General features: G+C 61.8%; 18 protein-coding genes. 5 read left to right on the forward strand and 13 right to left on the reverse strand.

Annotated features, from left to right (window positions below; genetic code table 11):
- Window positions 1-116: 116 nt before the first annotated feature.
- A complete protein-coding gene (locus AB6Q56_RS21840) occupies window positions 117-494 on the reverse strand; it encodes an OsmC family protein (protein ID WP_434515103.1) in 378 nt (125 codons plus the stop codon).
- A 133-nt stretch (window positions 495-627) separates the two neighbouring features.
- Window positions 628-2,016: an argininosuccinate lyase gene (argH, locus tag AB6Q56_RS21845; RefSeq protein WP_434515104.1), complete on the reverse strand. Its 1,389-nt coding sequence runs from the start codon at window positions 2,014-2,016 to the stop codon at window positions 628-630.
- Between the two features lie 57 nt (window positions 2,017-2,073).
- On the opposite strand from argH, the gene AB6Q56_RS21850 reads away from it, so the two are divergent.
- From AB6Q56_RS21850 to AB6Q56_RS21860, 3 genes are read left to right on the forward strand one after another with little or no spacing between them, the layout of a single operon-like run.
- Window positions 2,074-3,087 carry a sensor histidine kinase gene (locus AB6Q56_RS21850; RefSeq protein WP_434515105.1) on the forward strand — a complete coding sequence of 338 codons (1,014 nt, stop codon included), beginning with the start codon at window positions 2,074-2,076 and terminating at the stop codon, window positions 3,085-3,087.
- Window positions 3,066-3,842, forward strand: a complete 777-nt coding sequence (locus AB6Q56_RS21855) for a LytR/AlgR family response regulator transcription factor (protein ID WP_434515106.1) — start codon at window positions 3,066-3,068, stop codon at window positions 3,840-3,842. Before AB6Q56_RS21850 ends, AB6Q56_RS21855 begins: the two co-directional genes overlap by 22 nt.
- Window positions 3,843-3,865: 23 nt before the next feature.
- Entirely contained in the window at window positions 3,866-4,381 is a 516-nt protein-coding gene (locus tag AB6Q56_RS21860; RefSeq protein ID WP_434515107.1) for a glutaredoxin family protein, read from the forward strand.
- Here the strand turns inward: AB6Q56_RS21860 and AB6Q56_RS21865 are convergent.
- The 10 genes from AB6Q56_RS21865 to AB6Q56_RS21910 form a co-directional block, all read right to left on the reverse strand.
- Window positions 4,371-4,895 (reverse strand): hypothetical protein, encoded by a 525-nt coding sequence (locus tag AB6Q56_RS21865; protein WP_434515108.1) that lies wholly within the window; start codon window positions 4,893-4,895, stop codon window positions 4,371-4,373. The genes AB6Q56_RS21860 and AB6Q56_RS21865 overlap by 11 nt on opposite strands.
- 294 nt (window positions 4,896-5,189) lie before the next feature.
- Window positions 5,190-6,401: an EAL domain-containing protein gene (locus AB6Q56_RS21870; protein WP_434515109.1), complete on the reverse strand. Its 1,212-nt coding sequence runs from the start codon at window positions 6,399-6,401 to the stop codon at window positions 5,190-5,192.
- 10 nt (window positions 6,402-6,411) lie between these two features.
- The gene (locus tag AB6Q56_RS21875; RefSeq protein WP_434515110.1) at window positions 6,412-7,482 is read right to left on the reverse strand and encodes a protein-glutamate methylesterase/protein-glutamine glutaminase; all 1,071 of its coding nucleotides are present in this window, start codon (window positions 7,480-7,482) and stop codon (window positions 6,412-6,414) included.
- The gene (locus AB6Q56_RS21880; RefSeq protein ID WP_434515111.1) at window positions 7,475-8,296 is read right to left on the reverse strand and encodes a CheR family methyltransferase; all 822 of its coding nucleotides are present in this window, start codon (window positions 8,294-8,296) and stop codon (window positions 7,475-7,477) included. Before AB6Q56_RS21880 ends, AB6Q56_RS21875 begins: the two co-directional genes overlap by 8 nt.
- Before the next feature lie 10 nt (window positions 8,297-8,306).
- Window positions 8,307-8,870 carry a chemotaxis protein CheW gene (locus AB6Q56_RS21885; protein ID WP_434515112.1) on the reverse strand — a complete coding sequence of 188 codons (564 nt, stop codon included), beginning with the start codon at window positions 8,868-8,870 and terminating at the stop codon, window positions 8,307-8,309.
- 13 nt (window positions 8,871-8,883) lie between these two features.
- Window positions 8,884-10,548, reverse strand: a complete 1,665-nt coding sequence (locus AB6Q56_RS21890; protein WP_434515113.1) for a methyl-accepting chemotaxis protein — start codon at window positions 10,546-10,548, stop codon at window positions 8,884-8,886.
- Window positions 10,545-12,713 (reverse strand): chemotaxis protein CheA, encoded by a 2,169-nt coding sequence (locus AB6Q56_RS21895; protein WP_434515114.1) that lies wholly within the window; start codon window positions 12,711-12,713, stop codon window positions 10,545-10,547. The genes AB6Q56_RS21890 and AB6Q56_RS21895 overlap by 4 nt, the downstream gene beginning before the upstream one ends.
- Window positions 12,710-13,036, reverse strand: a complete 327-nt coding sequence (locus tag AB6Q56_RS21900) for an STAS domain-containing protein (RefSeq protein ID WP_434515115.1) — start codon at window positions 13,034-13,036, stop codon at window positions 12,710-12,712. Before AB6Q56_RS21900 ends, AB6Q56_RS21895 begins: the two co-directional genes overlap by 4 nt.
- A gap of 39 nt (window positions 13,037-13,075) precedes the next feature.
- Window positions 13,076-13,444 (reverse strand): response regulator, encoded by a 369-nt coding sequence (locus tag AB6Q56_RS21905; protein WP_434515116.1) that lies wholly within the window; start codon window positions 13,442-13,444, stop codon window positions 13,076-13,078.
- Between the two features lie 14 nt (window positions 13,445-13,458).
- A complete protein-coding gene (locus tag AB6Q56_RS21910; RefSeq protein ID WP_434515117.1) occupies window positions 13,459-14,592 on the reverse strand; it encodes a methyl-accepting chemotaxis protein in 1,134 nt (377 codons plus the stop codon).
- Between AB6Q56_RS21910 and AB6Q56_RS21915 the strand changes: the two genes are divergently transcribed.
- Window positions 14,559-14,987 (forward strand): hypothetical protein, encoded by a 429-nt coding sequence (locus tag AB6Q56_RS21915; protein WP_434515118.1) that lies wholly within the window; start codon window positions 14,559-14,561, stop codon window positions 14,985-14,987. The genes AB6Q56_RS21910 and AB6Q56_RS21915 overlap by 34 nt on opposite strands.
- 38 nt (window positions 14,988-15,025) lie before the next feature.
- Here the strand turns inward: AB6Q56_RS21915 and AB6Q56_RS21920 are convergent, their stop codons facing one another.
- Entirely contained in the window at window positions 15,026-15,871 is an 846-nt protein-coding gene (locus AB6Q56_RS21920; protein ID WP_434515119.1) for a mechanosensitive ion channel family protein, read from the reverse strand.
- 221 nt (window positions 15,872-16,092) lie between these two features.
- Here AB6Q56_RS21920 and ggpS point away from each other — a divergent pair, with 221 nt between their 5' ends.
- Entirely contained in the window at window positions 16,093-18,333 is a 2,241-nt protein-coding gene (ggpS, locus tag AB6Q56_RS21925) for a glucosylglycerol-phosphate synthase (protein WP_434515120.1), read from the forward strand.
- Window positions 18,334-18,387: the final 54 nt, after the last annotated feature.

Here is an 18,387-nt window from a genome sequence, read left to right on the forward strand (position 1 = left end):
TTCAATTTACACTGGCAAAATGCCCGCGGCCTCGTTGGGTCTCCTTGCCTTACTGCTCGTACTGCCTTTGCCAGCCTGCCTTGCCCGGGCAGCTCCGCTTGATTTTGTCAGCGCTTCTAAACTTCGCTGACCTGAAAATCGATGCTTGGGCCGTCGACGACGATTTCCTTGACCGCGCAGTGGGCGATGCTGTCGAGGATCACCGCCTTCTGTTCGGCTGTGAAATCGGCCGGGAAGCGGACTTCTGTCCTGAACTTGCTCAGCGTCAGCGGGCCGCCGGGGCCGGCGAAGGGCTTGCATTCGACGGCGATGCCTTCCGCCTTGATGCCCAGGCCCTTGCAGGCCTTCTTGGCGAAGACAATGGCGCACGCGGCCAGCGCGGCATAAAAGGCTTCGAGAGGGTTCATCAGCGAGCCGTCCAGTGCGTAACTGGCTTCGTGCTTGCCTGTTGTGACCTTGATGAGCGGGGTGTTATCGGCAATGGATGCGTACATGCTGTTTCTTCCTTGGGTGATCGTTGTGCGTTTGTTATGTAAATCAGAATGTGCTTATATATTACCCCGTGAAAGCGATGGGCGCAAAAAAACCGCCGGGGTTGCCGGCGGTTTTCGGATGCGAGGTGTACCTTTAGCCGAGGCGTTGGCGGGCTCGAACGATTGCGGCCTTGACCTGTTCCGGCGCGGTGCCGCCGATGTGGTTGCGGCTGGCCAGTGAGCCTTCGACGGTCAATACGGCGAAAACGTCCGATTCCACCTGCGGGCAGAAGGCGCGGATCTCGTCGAGCGTCAGTTGCGGCAGATCGACGCCCTTGGCTTCTGCCGCCTTGACGGCGTGGCCGACGGCTTCGTGCGCGTCGCGGAAGGGCAGGCCCTTCTTGACCAGATAGTCGGCAAGGTCGGTCGCGGTGGCGAAGCCCTGGGTCAGCGCGGCCTTCATGTTCTCGGCGCGGACGGTGATGCCACCGGCCATGTCGGCGAAGATGCGCAGGGTGTCGGTGACGGTGTCGACGGCGTCGAACAGCGGTTCCTTGTCTTCCTGATTATCCTTGTTGTAGGCCAGCGGTTGCGACTTCATCAGGGTCAGGAGGCTCATCAGCTGGCCGTAGACGCGGCCGGTCTTGCCACGGGCGAGCTCAGGCACATCCGGGTTCTTCTTCTGCGGCATGATCGAGGAGCCGGTGCAGAAACGGTCGGCGATCTGGATGAAGCCGACGCGCGGGCTCATCCACATGACCAGTTCTTCGGACAGGCGGCTGATGTGCATCATCAGCAGGGCGCAGGCCGAGGTGAATTCGATGGCGAAGTCGCGGTCGGAGACAGCATCGAGCGAGTTTTCGCAGACATCTTCGAAACCCAGTTCGGCGGCGACGAATGCGCGGTCGATCGGGTAGGTCGTGCCGGCCAGTGCGGCAGAACCCAGCGGCAGGCGGTTGGTGCGTTTGCGGGCGTCGGCGAAGCGCTCGGCGTCGCGGCCGAACATCTCGAAGTAGGCCAGCATGTGGTGGCCGAAGGTGACCGGCTGCGCCACCTGCAGGTGCGTGAAGCCCGGCATCGGGGTTGCCGCTTCCTTTTCGGCCAGATCGACCAGCGCGCTGCGGAAGGCCTTGAGCAGGACCTGGATGTCGTCGATCGAGTCGCGCAGATAGAGGCGGATGTCGGTGGCCACCTGGTCGTTCCGGGAGCGGCCGGTGTGCAGCCGTTTACCGGCATCGCCGACGAGGGCGGTCAGGCGCTTTTCGACGTTGAGGTGCACGTCTTCCAGGTCGATCGACCATTCCAGTTGGCCGGATTCGATTTCGGCGGAGACCTGCGCCATGCCGCGCTCGATGTCGGCAAGATCCTGGGCGCTGATGATGCCTTGCTTGGCCAGCATCTTGGCGTGCGCGAGCGAGCCGCGGATGTCCTGGCGCCACATGCGCTTGTCGAAGTCGACGGAAGCAGTGTAGCGCTTGACGAGGTCGGAAACCGGCTCGGAGAAACGGCCGGCCCAGGTGTATTGATTGGCGTTGGAAGTCATGGCTCTGGTCTAAAATGGGGCAGGTTGGCGACGAATTTCGAAGAAACCCGCACAAAGATGGCAAGTATACGGCACTTTCCCGCGACACACCCCTTGCCCGACTGGCGCAATTTTGGCGTGATGCTGCGCGCACTGCTCGGCGTCAACGGACTGGCGGCGCTGGCCGCCCTGGTCCAGGCGGGCGATATCGGGAAATGGCTGGAGAGCTATCTGCAACTGGCTGCCGTCGTCGAGCCTCTGCTGTTGATCGAGCTGGGCCTGCTCTCTCTGGTGCGCGATGTCCTGTGGCGCTTGCCGCTGCGTCTTGGCCAGGCATGCGTCGTCGGATTGGCCGGAGGGCTGGCGGCTGCCATGTTCCTGTACGCCCGCAGCCTGGCGCTGATCGAGGCTGGAGCGGCCTTGCGTGCCGTGCTGCTCGCCATGGCCACCGCCGCCCTGCTGCTCGCCTATTTCGAATTGCGTTCGCGGGCGCTGTCTCCGGCCCAGGCGGAGGCTCGGCTGGCGGCGCTGAACGCCCGTATCCGGCCGCACTTCCTGTTCAACACGTTGAATGCCGTCCTGTCGCTGATCCGGGCACGTCCCCAGCAGGCCGAGGAGGCGCTGGAGTCCTTGTCCGATCTGTTCCGTGCCGCCATGCGGGATCCGGGCGAACTGGTCAGCCTGGCAGACGAAATCTCCCTGGGACGACAGTATCTCGACTTGGAGAAGCTGCGGCTCGGCGAGCGCCTGGCGGTCGACTGGCAACTGGACGAAGTCGACATGAGCCTGCCGATTCCGCCATTGATGTTGCAGCCGTTACTGGAGAACGCCGTTTACCATGGTATCGAACCGTCGCCGGACGGTGGCGTGGTGAGCGTGGCAATCCAGCAAGGGAGCGATACCTTGCACATCGTTATCGCCAATCCGACCGCCGGTCAGCCCCAGCATGCCGTCGGCAACCACATGGCCTTGGCGAATATTCGCGAACGTCTGCTCCTGTATTACGATCTCGAAGCTCGTCTGGAAACTGAAATCAGTGAGCATCGCTACGAGGTCCGCATCACGCTGCCATGTCAAACGAAAGCCCGCTGAGAATTCTCATTGTCGATGACGAGCCGCTGGCTCGCGACCGCCTGCGCACGCTGCTCGGCGACCTCGCCGTCCAGTTGCCGAGCACGGTGGTGGGCGAAGCGGCCAACGGCCTGCTGGCGCTCGAATTCCTGCGTGCCAATGCCGTCGATATCGTGCTGGCGGATATCCGCATGCCGGTCATGGATGGCATCGAGTTGGCGACCCATCTCGGTCGCCTCGAAAAACCGCCAGCCGTGATCTTCACGACGGCTTACGACAACTACGCAGTGCAGGCTTTCGATCTGAACGCCGTCGACTACCTCCTCAAGCCGGTACGTGCCCAGCGCCTGCTGGCCGCCTTGCAGAAAGTACCGGCGCTGCATCCCGACCCTGTCCTGTTGACCAGCATCGGCAACGAAATACGAGGTGGTGGGCGGACGCACCTATCCTGCCACGAACGGGGCAGGCTGCTGCTGGTTCCGGTTGGCGAGGTGCTGTATTTCAAGGCTGACCTCAAGTATGTGACCGCGCGCACCGCCGAACGTGAATACCTGCTCGACGAGGCGCTGACCCACCTGGAGCACGAGTTTGCCGAGCGATTCATGCGTCTGCACCGTGCCGTGCTGGTGGCCAAAAATGCCCTGGCCGGCTTCGAGAAGGCGGCGGGCGACGATATCGAAGCCTATGGCTGGGCCTTGCTGCGCGGTGTTCCGGAAAAACTCCCGGTCAGTCGTCGCCAGTGGGCACCGGCCAAGGCACTGATCAAGCATTCCTGAACCCTTCTGCGAAAGATTACGACGTGTCCCGCATTTGCCCTCACTGCAACCATGCCCGCAAGGCCGACGAAACGGCGCCGGACTGGCAATGCCCTGCCTGTGAAAAAGCTTACGACAAGGCGAGCAGTTCGTTGCCACCACAAGGACTGCGCGAGTATGGCCCCAACGTGCAACCGGCGAGGCGTGCCGGCACTGGGCGCTGGTTCCTCGTGCTGCTCGCGTTCGGCGCGGCCTTCTGGTTTGGCCGCCCGCTGCTCCCGTCGGGGGCGGCACCGATTGCGGCAGCCTCGGCGAGCCAGCCCGAAGTCCGCCTGTATGCAACCGAATGGTGCGGATACTGCAAGATGACCCGCGAGTTCTTTGCGGCCAATGGCATTCGCTATACCGAGTACGACATCGAAAAAAGTTCCGAGGCACTCAAGGAGCATCGCAAGCTTGGCGGCAACGGCGTGCCGTTGATCGTGGTCGGCGACGATGTGATCAAGGGCTGGAACGAAGGGGCGCTGCGCCAGTTGCTGCAGCCCTGGGTCAAGGACTGAACGGATCATCCGGCGGCGGGGTGCCGCCAGCCGCCAGCCGGGCATGCCAATCGGCCAGCGCATTCCCGCGGCAGCGGCCATGGCCCTGAACCCAGACGGGCGTGGCGTATTGCAACAAGGCATCGAGGTCCACACCGGGAAACAGCAGGCCGAGTTGCTCGTCCTGGGGGGCGTCCAGCCGCTTGGCTCGGGTCAGGCGGGTGATGGCATCCTGATTGTCCGAGAAGAGGGCAAAGTACGTGTCGGGGATGTGCAAGGCGGCTAGCTCCAGCCCGAAGATGGCTGCCTGAAGCTCCAGCTCATTGCTGCCGGTCAGTGCCACGCTGCGCGTGAAGACTTGTACCGTGGCGTCGGCCGTGCGATAGAGGGCTGCGGCCAGCCCGCCGTGGCGCAGGCGACTGGCGTCGGTGAAGAGTAGCGCCTGGTTGGCAAAGCGTGGTGCATGACGTTCCGGCAACGGTCCGGCGGACAGGTGGACGATGCGCTCGGGCTTCTTCTTTCTACGTTTTGCCATGTCGCTAGCCTAGCTGGAAAAGGATTCCTTCGCCAGAAAGGCGAAAGCCTCGTACCGGGGGGAGTACGAGGCTTTCTGGACGGCCCTTGGGGGTCAGGGGAGGGTTGGGCCGTCATGGCTGATGTCTGTTCAGCGCATGTGTCCAAGATAAGGGCTGGGCCGCGCGGTTTCAAGTAACCGTTTGCAACAGTGCGTATCGTACTGTATGTCGCGTTGCCAAGCATGCGCTGCATTCGGCAGGCCGATGGCGCGGAGCTTCCGGCCAATGGAGCAAAAACAGTGGTCGGGTCGGGGTCATTCGCTGCGCTTGATCAGATAGGCCAGCATTTCTGGTTTCGGTAGCGGGCGGCTGAAGTAATAACCTTGTCCGATTTCGCAATTCAGGCTGCGCGCCAGGCGCCAGTCTTCGAAGTCCTCGACGCCTTCGGCAACCGAGGTCAGCTTGAGTTCCTGGGAGATATTGATTGCCGCGGTCAGGATGGAGAGGAGTTTCTGATCTGACGACGCGGCATGGACAAAGGAGCGGTCGATCTTGAGCTCGGTAAAGGGGCACTTGGCCAATTGCTTCATCGATGAATAACCGGTGCCGTAGTCGTCCATGGCGATGCCGAAGCCCTTGATGCGCAAGCGTGTCAGCGTACTGAGGCAGGCTTTGAGGTTGGACATGACCGAGGTTTCGGTGACTTCGAAGGTGAGTTGCGCAGCGGAAATATCCGTTCGTTCGACCAGAGAGGCGATTTTGTCGACCAGTTCATGTTCGCTCAGCAGCGGGACGGGGAGGTTCATGCTGGCGCAGAATCCGGGGTGGTAGGCGCTTGCTTCCTTGAGAAAATCCAGCGTGGTGGCGAGCTGGAAAAGAAAGTGCGGAAGTGCCAGCGGGCCGTTTTCGATATGTTCGAGGAAGGCGGCCGGTGGTACCAGGCCGTGCTTTGGGTGCTGCCAGCGAGCCAGGACTTCGACGCCGACAATCTGATCATCGGTCAGCGAGATTTTCGGTTGGTAATAGGCCAGGATTTCGCCCGATTGCATGGCGTTGGCAAACTCGTCGCTGAACAAGGGGGGGAAGGTGCCGTGCTGGCGGGAAATGAACTGATGGTGACTCGGGTCGTGGGGCTTGAGGGCGCGGTACAGGCAGTCGCTCGTGATCGGCTTGGGCAGGATGGCGACCAATTCAAGCTCGCTGCCGGTCACGATTTCCCGTACTGAAGACAGCAAACTGCTGTCGAGTCCGCTCATCACGCCAACATACAGTTTGCCGCTGAAGGATTTCTCGACGGCGTCCAGCAGTTCGACCCCGTCAAGTACCGGCATGTTGAGGTCGGTCAGCAGGAAGTCGATCAACTGTCCTTGCATCAGCTGATTCAGGGCATGTTGTCCGTTTTCTGCCAGCAGGATGTTGGCGAAGCCGAGTTCCCGCAGTATTCGAGAGCACTCAAGGCGCATGCTGGGCGAATCGTCGACCACCATCGCTGTACGTCCTTGCCATTGGGTGAGAGGTGGATTCATGGGGTGCTCCTTAAGCCTCGCAGATCAACGAGGGAATATCTTTCAACGAAACCACTCTTTGTGCGGAACCAAGCTCAATCGCAACCTTGGGCATGCCGAAGACGACACAGGTCTTTTCGTCCTGAGCGATGGTGCGGGCGCCGTTGGCGAGCATTTCGCCGAGGCCGCGGGCACCGTCGTCGCCCATGCCGGTCATGATGATTCCCGTGGCGTTGCTGCCGGCGCTGATGGCGACGGAGCGGAACAGGACGTCGACCGACGGTTTGTGCCGGGAGACCAGGGGGCCGTCACGTACTTCGGCGATGTACTGCGTGCCGCTGCGGTTGAGCATCAGGTGCTTGCCGCCGGGAGCGATCAGGGCCAGCCCGGCGACCAGGCGGTCGCCATTGCTGGCCTCCTTGACTTCAATCTGGCTCAGTTGGTCGAGGCGACGGGCAAACGAGGCGGTAAACGCTTCCGGCATGTGCTGCACCACGACGATGCCTGGGCAGTCACGGGGCAGCCGGGGCAGAACATACTCAAGCGCCTGGGTGCCGCCGGTCGAGGTGCCGAGCGCAACGATGCGCTCCGTAGTGCGAAACATGTTGCGACCGGTCGGCGCCGAGAGCATCGCATCTGCGCTGAGTTTTTGCGGAGTTGTGATCTGAGGGGGCTCGGTCGTTCTCAGGTTGCCCAGGCGGGCGCCTGCCGCGGCGCGCACTTCATCGATCAACTGGCGGGCGGCATCGCCGAGAAAGTCGCGCAGGCCGACCTTGGGCTTGGTGACGATGGATACCGCGCCGGCCGCCATTGCATCCAGCGTCACCGGCATCCCGGCTTCGGCCAGCGACGAGCAGATGATCACCGGTGTTGGATGTTCCTTCATAATCTTGCGCAGGAAGCTGAGGCCATCCATGCGCGGCATCTCGATATCGAGGATGATCACGTCGGGCCAGCGACGGTTGAGTTTTTCGATCGCGAACAAGGGGTCGGGCGATGCCGCGATGACCTCGATATCGGGTGCCTTGCCCAGAATGGTGCTGAGCACCTCGCGAACAACCGCTGAGTCGTCGACGATATGGACGGTGATGGTTTTATTCATTGTTGTTTCTCTTGCGATACAACGATGGACGGATCTGAACCAAGGGGGTGTTCAGGCCGGTAATGGTTTCCGCGTGGCTGATGACCAGTACGCCGTTGTCTTTCAGCTTGTCGCAAATCTGCGCCAGAAGGCTTTCCTTGGTCGACGGGTTGAAATAGATCATCACATTGCGCAGGAAGATCACGTCGAACAGGCCGATCGCGCTGCGTTCGCACTGGTTCAGGTTGAGTTGCTGGAAACGCACTCGTCGACTGACTTCGGGGGCGACCATCAGCATGCCGCGGTATTCGTCGCGTCCCCACAGGAAGTAGCGTTGTATGAAATTGGGGGGAAGCTTGCGCACCTCGTCGCGCGGGTAGATCGCGCTGCGGGCTTCTTTCAGTACCTCGGTATTGATATCGGTGGCCAGAATCTCGAAGGCGCCTTTTTCACCGAGCGCCTCGGTCAGGGAAATGGCTGCCGAATAAGCCTCCTCTCCGCTGGAGGCTGCAGCGGACCACACGCGGAAGGGTTGCCCCGGTGTTTGATTGGCGCGGGCGAATTCAGCCAGCCAGCTGAAGTGGTCGGGTTCGCGGAAAAAATAGGTTTCGTTGGTCGATAAGGCGTTGATGACGTGTTGCCGCTCAGCTTCGGATTCCGGTGCGCTGACCACATTCCAGTATTCGGAAAACCCCCTGAGCCCGAGTTGGCTGACCCGCTTCGTCAGGCGCGCCTCGACCATCGCATGCTTGCTGGGTGACAAATCGACGCCGGACGCTTCGTACATGAAGCGGCGTATGCGTAGAAAGTCGGCTTGGGTCAGCGGGGTGGGCATGGGGAGCGCTTCAGGTTGATGCCCGGGCGGATTCACCGAGCAGCGAATCGCTGCAATGGGCTCTTGCCACTTCGTCGGCGAGTTCGCTCAATTCGGTGACCGATAGTGCTTTTTGGACGTCGAGCAGGATGACAAAGCGGCCGGCGACGGTCGTTATGCCCTGGATGAATTCGCTGCGCAGGCGGGTGCCGAATGAGGGCGGCGGCTCGATTGCATGAAGCGGAATCTCGACCACCTCGCGCACGCCGTCGAGCAGGATGCCGAGCAGGGAGAATTCGTCGTCACCCTCGATGCTGAGGATGGCGATGCAGGTCCCCGGCTTGATCTCGCTCAATGGACGCCCGAAGCGCGACGAGAGGTCAATTACCGGGACGACCGCGCCGCGCAGGTTGATGATGCCGCGAACGAACACCGGCATCATCGGAACGGTGGTGATTTCTTCGTATTCGATGATTTCGCGGATATGGTGGATGCCGATCGCGAACATCTCGTCGCCGAGAACGAAGGTGACGCAATGCGCGACGCCTTCGTCGCCATCGCTGGCGGGCGTGGGGCGATTTTCGTGCATGCTCATGGCCGGGCTCCTTTCAGAAGCGGGAGAATTTGCTAGCGACGCCGGCATCTCCGCCTTCTCCTACCGGTTCGAGCGCGCGCAGCGGGCCGCCGGGTTTCGTGCTGGACTGGAAGCGATTGCCACCGGCCTCTCGCGGCGAGCCGCTGGCCAGTTTGAACTGTTCCATCAAGTCCCTTAGCTGCATGGCCGAGGAACTGACCTCTTCGGCCGTAGCGCTCAGTTCCTCGGCGGAGGACGAGGTGGTCTGCATCGTCGCGCTGATTTGCGTCATTGCCTGGTTGATCTGGCGGATTCCGGTAGCCTGCTCGCGCGAGCCGGCGGCGATTTCCTGGACCAGCGTGGCGGTTTGCTGGATGCCGGGCAGCATTTCGCCAAGTTGCCCACCCGCCTTTTCGGCCAGCCCGACCGAGCGGCCGGCCAGGTCGCCGATTTCGCGGGCGGCAACCTGCGAGCGTTCGGCCAGTTTGCGCACCTCGACGGCCACGGTGGCAAAACCCTTGCCGTGTTCGCCGGCGCGGGCCGCCTCGATGGCGGCGTTGATCGCCAGCAGGTCGGTCTTGTTGGCGATGTCGTTGATGACGGTGATGCGGCCGGCGATTTCCTTCATCGCATGCACCATGTTGTCGACCGCCTGGCCGGTTTCGTTTGCATTGCCTGCCGTCTTGCTGGCGATGCCGTCGGCGATCTTGGCGTTGTCGGTATTCTGGCTGACGGTGGCCGACATCTCCTCGACCGAGGCGCTGGTCTGTTCGACGCTGGCGGCCTGCTGTACGGCGCTGGAGGACAGCGAGGTGGCCGTGAGGGCCAGTTGCTCCGAGGCCGAGCTGAGGTTGGACGACATGAAGCGGACCTCGTTGAGCACGCCGGCCAGACGCTGGACCATGCTGGAAAAGGCATACATCAGGCTGTTCTGGTCGTTTTGCCTGAGCGCGATCTGCAGGCTGAAGTCGCCCTGGGCCACTTTCTCGACGATGGTTTTCACTTCGCTGGGGTCGCCGCCGAGCGTGTTCAGGATGGCGCGGATAATGGCCCAGGCGATCAGTACGAGCAGGATGATCGAAATTGCTGCCACCGTCGTCAAGGTCGTGCGCATCGACATGGCGCTGGCTTTCAGATCGGCCGCGGCCTGGTTGTTCAGTTCCTCTTCTTCCTTGGCCACCTCGCGCAGGATGCTGTTGAGCTTGGCGTTGGCCGGCGAGGTGGTCGAATCCAGATAAAGCTTGGCTTCTTCGATCTTGCCTTCCTGGTTGAGTTGCAGCACGCGCTCGGTGGCGGCGAAGGCGATCGGCCGTTGCTGGGCGATCTGGGCGATCAGTTCGCGTTCCTTGGGCGAGGTCAGGTAGGCGTATTTATCGAAGAGCTTGATCAGTTCGTTTTCCGCCCGCATGTAGCTTGCTTCGGCGGCCTTGAGCTTCTCCATGGCACTCGAGCGCTTGGCTGGGTCGTCGTTGTCGAGCATGGCTTGACGGTACTGGATGCGCATTTCCTGTACGGAGTCCAGCATGCGGGCAGCAGCCGTCGCTTCCGGGGAATTGACTTCGACGATACTGGTCAGCGAAGTGGTCAGGTTGGCGACGCCTATGATCGCGGCCACGCTGAGGCCGATCAGGGCGGCGATAGCCAGGCCGAATCCCAGCATCAGGCGATGGGCGACTTTCATGTTGCTGGCGATATTCATGATGACCTCCAGGGGGTGAGCGGTTGAGTGGCGCGTGTTTCGGGATGAGTGGGGGTGATGCCGTGTTCGGTCAGCTCGGCCTGGCGTTGTTCGACCAGGCGATGCTCCCGATTGAGGGCGAGCTGGATCAGTTGCGGTATGTCGAGAATGAGGGCGAGGCGGCCGTTACCCATGATGGTCGAGCCGCTGACGCCGCGTAGCGAGCGAAAGAGGCTGCCCAGCGGCTTGATCACGGCCTGGATGTCGCCGATCAGCCGGTCGACGATGATGCCGGCCGTGGTTTGCCCGAACTGGGCGACGACAACGTATTCCGGGCCGTCGCAAGGGGGCAGGGCGAACAGTTCGCGCAGGCTGACGTAGGGAATCCACGCGTCGCGCAGCCAGATCTGCCGGGTTTCACGCGAAATCTGTTCGGTCGGCATGTCCATGCATTCGGCCATCATGTCGAGCGGCAGGACCAGGGAGGAGCCGGCGACCTCGACATGGAAGCCATCGATGATGGCCAGGGTCAGCGGTAGCCGAATGCGCAGTGTGCTGCCCAGGCCCGGCTTGCTCAGGACTTCGATTTCGCCGCGCAGGGCGTCGATATTGCGGCGCACGACATCCATGCCGACGCCGCGTCCGGAAATGTCGCTGACTTGCTCGGCGGTGGAAAAGCCGGGCAGGAAGATCAGCTTGTATATTTCCTGGTCGCTCAGTTGCCGCCCTTCCGGCAGCAAGCCGCGCTCCTGTGCCTTGGCCAGGATGGCCGCCTTGTTCATGCCGCGCCCGTCGTCGCTGACATCGACCACGATGGCGCCAGTGTCGTGATAGGCCTTGAGGCGGAGCAGCCCGCGCGCCGGCTTGCCCTGCGCGATACGGCTGGCGGCATCCTCGATGCCGTGGTCGATGGCGTTGCGGACGATGTGCATCAACGGATCGGTGAGCTTTTCGATCATCGATTTGTCGATCTCGGTGTCGGCACCGACGAGGTCCAGCTCGATTTCCTTGCCGAGGCGCCCGGAAACGTCGTGCACCATGCGCGGAAAGCGATTGAATATCTCGCTGATCGGGACCATGCGCAGGTTCAAGGCATCGTCCCGTATGCCTTCGACCAACTGGCTCAGCACTTCGACCGCCTGGATCATGTCGCTGTCGTCGGTTTCCTTGGCGCGCATGCGCGAACTGGCGGCAGAAATGACCAGTTCACCGACCCGGTTGATCAGGGCGTCGAGCTTGGCGGCTTCGATGCGGATGAAACGACTGCCTTCGACGCGGTCGGCGCCCCGGCGTTTTTCCGGCACAGCGCTCGGTTTTGCCGTGCTTTCGCTGGTCGGCACCTGCACTTGAGGAGCGGTCGGCTGTGGGGTGTTGGCCGGCAGGTAGCCGGCTTCCTGCCAGCGTGCCAGGTGGCTTTCCGCCGAGCCGCCATAGCGGGCGGCCAACGCGGCGAACACGTCGTAGCCGCTGGCGGGCGGCAGGATGTCGATTTCGCTCTCGTCCTGGATGAATTCAAAGGCGGAGGCGATTTCGGCCGCCGTGGCCGGGCTGCGAAAAGCCAGTTCGTTGCTCAGGCGGCAGGTGGTTGGGTCAAGTTCGAGCAGCGTGTCGGGTGTTTCGAGACGGGTATGGATGTGGACGATTTCGCCCAGCTTCCCGAGATAGCGCAGGAAGGACGCGGGATCGAAGCCATGCCGGAACAAATCCGGGTGGTAGCGCAAAAACAGGTGCCAGGTTCCGCACGCCGTGCTTTCCGGTGCGGCGGCTGGCGGCGTGGATGCGCCCGAATGCTCGAATTGCGTGTGTTCCTCCAGCGCGGCCAGCAGGCGGCGGTGCTCCGCATCTTCCGGGAAGGGCTCGGAGGGGGCGTTCCGGTAGTGCACCAGCATTTGCTGCAGATGGTCGTTGCAGGCGAGCAGGAGTGCGACCAGCGGTTTGTCGATGGCGAGCTCGCCGTTGCGCAAGCGATCCAGCACGTTTTCCATCACGTGGGTGAAGGCGATCAGACCGTCCAGCGCGAACAGGCCGGCAGACCCCTTGATGGTGTGGGCGCTGCGAAACATGGCACTGAGGTCTTCGGCGTTGCTTTCCGGCTGCTCGTCGAGCGAAAGCAGCAGGCTTTCGAGCAGATTGCTTTGCTCGAAGGCTTCTTCGAAAAAAAGCGCCAGGGCGGATTCGCTGTTCATGGCGTGCTTTCCTCGGCGGCGGTTGACGGGAGGTCGAGTCCGTAGAGCGCCAGCAAGGCATCGGCTTCCGGGTGACGCTCGCTGAGCGCGAAATCGCGACCCAGGTGCTGTGCTTGCTGCGCCAGCAGGAGCAACAACTGCAATCCGCAGCTGTCGATGTCGGTTACGCCGCTGAGCGAGACACGTATGCGTGGGCAGTTGAGCGCCAGGAAGACATCGTCCTTCAGCGCATCGACCGTGAAGATGGTCAGGTCGCCCTGCAGGGTCAATGTGGCCTCGTGGCCGTCGAGATGGAGCGGGGATTCGATATCTGCATCAAGCATGTTTCGTCCTCCGGTGGAAAGGGGCGGTGGCGCGCGGGTTCAGGCCTGGACCAGCTTGGAGACCGCGTCGAGCAGCACCGGCGGCTGGAATGGCTTGACCACCCAGGCGCGCACGCCGGCGGCCTTGCCTTCTGCCTTCTTGCTTTCGCCTGCCTCGGTGGTCAGCATGATGATCGGCGTGAAGCGGTAGGCGGCGAGTTGCTTGGCGGCCTTGACGAAGCTGAGACCGTCCATCACCGGCATATTGACGTCGGAGATGATCAGGTTGATTTTCTTGCCGTCCAGTTTGCCCAGGGCATCCTTGCCGTCGCAGGCTTGAATGACCTGGTATCCGGCATCCTTGAGCGCGATGGAGACGACGTTGCGGAAGCTCGACGAGTCGTCCACAACCAGAATGGTTTTATCCACGCTGTTTTCCTTTCCTAGAAAAAGGTGATTTCGCTGGTTTGCTGTTGCGTTTTGCCCTGCGCTGTCGGGAGAGTCCCCGGTTTGCCGTGCAGGGCGTGCTGCTCGTCCGTTGTATAGGTTTGCTTCAGGTTCTGAAGCCAGCTTTCCTGATCAAGCGGCTGGCCCTGTTTCAAGGTGTGGCAGAGCCTGTCGGCATCGGCCTGGATGTGTCCGAGGATTTGCGAAATGCGATCCTGGAACTGCAGTTCGACGAGTACCTGGTTCAGGGTGGCATCGACGTTGCTGCTGATGCCGCGCATGGTGTCGAGGCGCGTTTCCAGTTCTTGAGCATTGCCGCCCAGGCGCTGCAGGACATCGCGGACCACGTTCTCGGCATCGCTGATCAGGCGATTGGCATCGCTGCTGCTCGCGGTAGCCGCCTGGATAACGTGCTGGATCGTCTGCGTCACGGAGTTCACCTGCTCGGTAATCCGTTTGCCGGTGTTGCCCGAGGCTGTCGATAGCTTGCGTACCTCGTCCGCGACGACGGCGAAGCCTCGCCCCGCTTCACCGGCCCGGGCTGCCTCGATGGCAGCGTTGAGCGCCAGCAGATTGGTCTGGCTGGCAAGCTCGCCCACATCCTTGGCCATGTTGGAGAGGTCGCCGACCAGCTTGGTCATCGTGTGCAATTCGGCAAGCAGGCCGCTTCTTCGTTTCTGGCTTTCCTCAAGCGCGGTGAATACCTTCGGCAATTCGCACTCCGCTTCGTGTATCAGGCTGATGACGCTGTTGTCGCCGCTGATGCCGGAAAGCGCGATGGTTTCCTCAAGCTCCTGCTTCATCCTGAGAAACTGCTCGCCCAGGCCGTCTGCCGCCTCGCTGGTTTGTGTTTTTGCCAGCTCGATATGGCGGTTCCACAGCGGTAGTAGCTCTTCCAGAAAATCGTCCAGTTTGGATGAGGATGGGATATCTGCTGGGTTGTCGAGGGTTGGCGTGGCGACGACATCCTCCGGGGAGAGGATGGGGGCGATGCGGAAGACCAGTAAGGCAGCATGAATCAACAACGCGGCAGCGACGAGCCAGAATGGCCATGCGCCACCACCAAGCCAGACGAGCAGGCCGGAGAGCAGCAAGCTTGCTGAAAGATGCGCAATACGAAAGCCGAGCATTGAGTCGCCTCTCCGATATGAGAAGGGAGGTTGCGGTGACGAAAACTGCTATAACCACAATAAGTGTGTTGGCTATCAGTATTGCGGAATATTTAGTTTTTGTGGATTCTTTTTTGTGGTTTTTGGTCTTTTTGTGGTGTTGTGCAGGCGTGCTGGGGCTTTTGGCGGTTCAAGGTGAAGCTGCTTTGCTTGATGGTGGCGGCGGGCTGGCGTGGAAATTTCCGGCTTTCTCACCTTCCGCGAAACGCAGGCGGCTCACGCCGAGGTGTCGGGCGGATAGGGGCGCGCGGGGCGGCCTGTCGCCCCTGGATTTTGTTCGCGAGGGGGCGCGGCCTACGCTGTTTGTGGCGGTAACCACCCCTGGCGGCCGACATGAATCCGTGGCCGCACTTTGAGGTGCGTGCTTCGTGCTTGGGCGCCGGAATCTTCCGGTTCAGCCCTGGGGTGAGGCGACCACCTTGAGGTGAGGAAAGGGAATTTCGATGTTGTTGCGGTCGAAGGCGTGCTTGGCCTGGCGCAGAAACTCCCGTCGCACGCTCCATTGCTCGTTGGGCATGACCTGAAAGCGGCAGCGGATGATCACCGACGAATCGGCCCACTGGTCGATGCCGGCGATTTCGAGGTCGCCGAATATGCGCGGGCCGAAGTTCGCGTCCTTGCGCATCTCCTTCCCGACTTCCTTGATGACTTCGACGACCCGGTCGGTATCCTCGCTGTAGGCGATGCTCAGGTCGATGACGGCGTAGGCGAAGCCGACGCTCATGTTGGTGACGATGCTGATCTGGCCGTTGGGGATGAAGTGCACGTTGCCGCTGTAGTCGCGCAGGCGCAGGTAGCGCAGGGTGAGTTCCTCGACGGCGCCTACCTTGCCACCCGCCTCGATGACGTCGCCAATGCTGATCTGGTTTTCCAGGAGAAGGAAGAAGCCGGTGAAGTAGTCCTTGACCAGGCTTTGGGCGCCAAAGCCTATGGCGATGCCGGCGACGCCGGCGGCGCCGAGAAGTGGCGCGACGGAAATGCCGAACTCGCCAAGAATGAGCAGGGTGGAAATAACTGTCAGGGCCACGGTCAGGGCGTAGCGCAGGACGCGCGACAGGGTGCGGACGCGCTGTGCCCCGGCGGTCGACTCCTGGCGGCTGGCGATCGCTTCGCGGAAGCGAGGGGCGAAACGGTTGATCAGGTGCTGGGCGAGGAGTGTGAGCATCAGAATCAGGGCGATGCGGAAGAGTGGGGTGAATCGTTGGGCGAAGTTTTGGATGGCTGCAGTATCAATTTCCATTGGCCTCATTCCTACTTTCATTGAAATTAAATGAATATTTCGTCTTGTTAATTCAGATTAACAAAAAACAATATTGAAAATCAATGATATAAATTGGTATTATCCGTAGTTCGCGTGGTAATTTGCATTGATTATCAATTTATATGTGAGGCCATAGTCGCCTCCTGATCAGGCATCCATGGCGGCAGGCGTCGCCTTTGAACGATGTCAGGGAGTTCTCCATGCTGTTGGCAACCGATCTCGACGGAACCTTTCTCGGCGGGCTGGCGGAGCATCGCCAGAATCTTTATCAACTGATTTCAGGCAGCCAGGACATCAGGCTTGTCTTCGTCACCGGGCGTGGCCTGGAAGCGGTCATGCCCATCCTCTCCGATCCGGCGGTGCCGGTTCCCGACTACATCATCTGCGACGTCGGCGGGACCGTTGTCGAAGGCGGCACCTTGCAGCCGGTGCAACCTCTGCAGGCGGATATGGATAGGCGCTGGCCCGGCGAGCGGGTGGTGGCCGAGGCGATGCTGCCCTTTGCCGAACTGGAGCGGCAGAATGTTCCGCAGCAGCGCCGATGTTCGTATTTCTGCCGCCACGATGCGCTGACACCGGCTTTGGCGGAGGCGGCTGCCGCGCTGGATTGCGATGTCCTGTATTCCGACAGCCGCTACCTGGATATCCTGCCCAAGGGGGTCAGTAAAGGCAGTACCTTGGCGGCACTGGTCGACCTGCTCGGCGTGCCGCGCGACGAGGTTCTGGTGGCTGGCGATACCTTGAATGATCTGTCCATGTACGAGGCTGGGTTCCAGGGGGTCTGCGTCGGCGATTCGGAGCCGGCCCTGCTCGGCGCCACGGCCGAGCTCGAACATGTCTTGCATGCCGAGGAGGCCGGTTGCGGCGGTATTCTGCAGGCCATCGTGCACTTCGGATTGCTCGCCCCCGAATACCTGGAAATCGGCACGGCGGCCAGCGTCTGCGGCGCGGCCGACCTGGTCATGGTCTATCATCGCCTGCCCTATGAGGAGCAGCGGATCAAGGGGCGCATCGTCCAGCGTCGCCCGAAATCGCCGAATGGCATCATTCCCAGTCTGCTTTCCTTCTTTGCCGCCGGTCAGCGAGGTTCCTGGGTGGCCTGGAGTATTCACGACGAGGGCAGCGATCCGCCCTTCGAGGTGCATTCGACAGTGGATGCGCAGCGCTATCCGGGGTTGGTCGCGGTGCGGGTAGCCCTGGCCAAGGAAGAGGTGGATATCTTCTACAAGCGCTTTTCCAAGGAAGCGTTCTGGCCAACCTTGCATACTTTCTGGGAACGAGCAGTCTTTCGCGAGGAGGATTGGACGATATTCCTGTCGGTCAATCGAAAGTTCGCCGAGCGGGTTGCCGCCGAGGCGGCCGAGGGGGCCACGGTCTGGTTGCATGACTACAACCTGTGGATGGTGCCGGCGGTCCTGCGCGAATTGCGCCCGGACCTGCGGATCGCCTTTTTCCACCACACGTATTTCCCGTCAGCCGATGCCTTCAACGTCCTGCCCTGGCGCAGGGAAATCGTCGGCAGCCTGCTGCAGTGCGACTACATCGGCTTCCACATTCCCCGCCAGGCCGAGAACTTCGTCGACGTGGCACGCGGCGTCGTGCCGATCGAGATCGTCGAGCGCAAGGGCTGCGCGCCCCGCTTCCTGAGCTACGGTTGCGCCGTCGGCCTGGAAAGCATGACGACGCAGATCGAGGTGCACGGGCGGCGCATCGGTCTCGGCGCGCACCCGGTCGGTCTCGATCTCGGGCGGATATCCCAGTCACTCGAGCATGCCAAGACGGCGGGCAGGCGCCAGGCGATCCGCGACGAATTCGCCGGCAAGCAACTGGTCCTGTCGGTCGAGCGTCTCGACTACACCAAGGGTACGCTGGAGAAAATCCGTGCCTTCGGCGATCTGCTCGAACGGACGCCGGCCTTGCGCGGCAAGGTCTCGCTGGTCGTGGTCTGTGTTCCGGCGGCCAAGGAAATGACGGTTTACGACGAACTGCAGCAGCAGATCGAGCAGGCGGTAGGCCGGGTCAACGGGCAGTTCAGCGAAGTAGGCTGGTCGCCGATCCGCTTCTTCTTCCGGCCCTTGCCGTTCGAAGAGGTCGTGGCGTGGTATGCCGAAGCCGACATCTGCTGGATTACGCCACTGCGCGATGGACTCAATCTGGTATGCAAGGAATACGTTGCCACCCAGGGGGCGATTACCGGAGAGGGGGTGCTGGTTCTTTCGGAATTCGCCGGGGCGGCAGCGGAACTGCATGGTGCGGTGTTGACCAATCCGCACGACCCGAAAGATCTGCGCGAGCGCTTGCAGCAGGCACTGGTCATGGATACCGAAGAGCGTTCGGCGCGTCTGCGCGGTCTCTACGAGATCGTCGCACACAACGACATCGGACGCTGGGGGCGCGATTTCCTCGATGCGGTCCGCGCCAGGGCGCCTGAGCGTGCCTGAGTGTGCTGCTCGGCATGCGGCGCGTGCCCGGAGGGCGCATCTCGAAGGCGCTCG

It is taken from the genome of Dechloromonas sp. ARDL1 (assembly GCF_051122455.1).
Classification (GTDB): Bacteria; Pseudomonadota; Gammaproteobacteria; order Burkholderiales; family Rhodocyclaceae; genus Azonexus.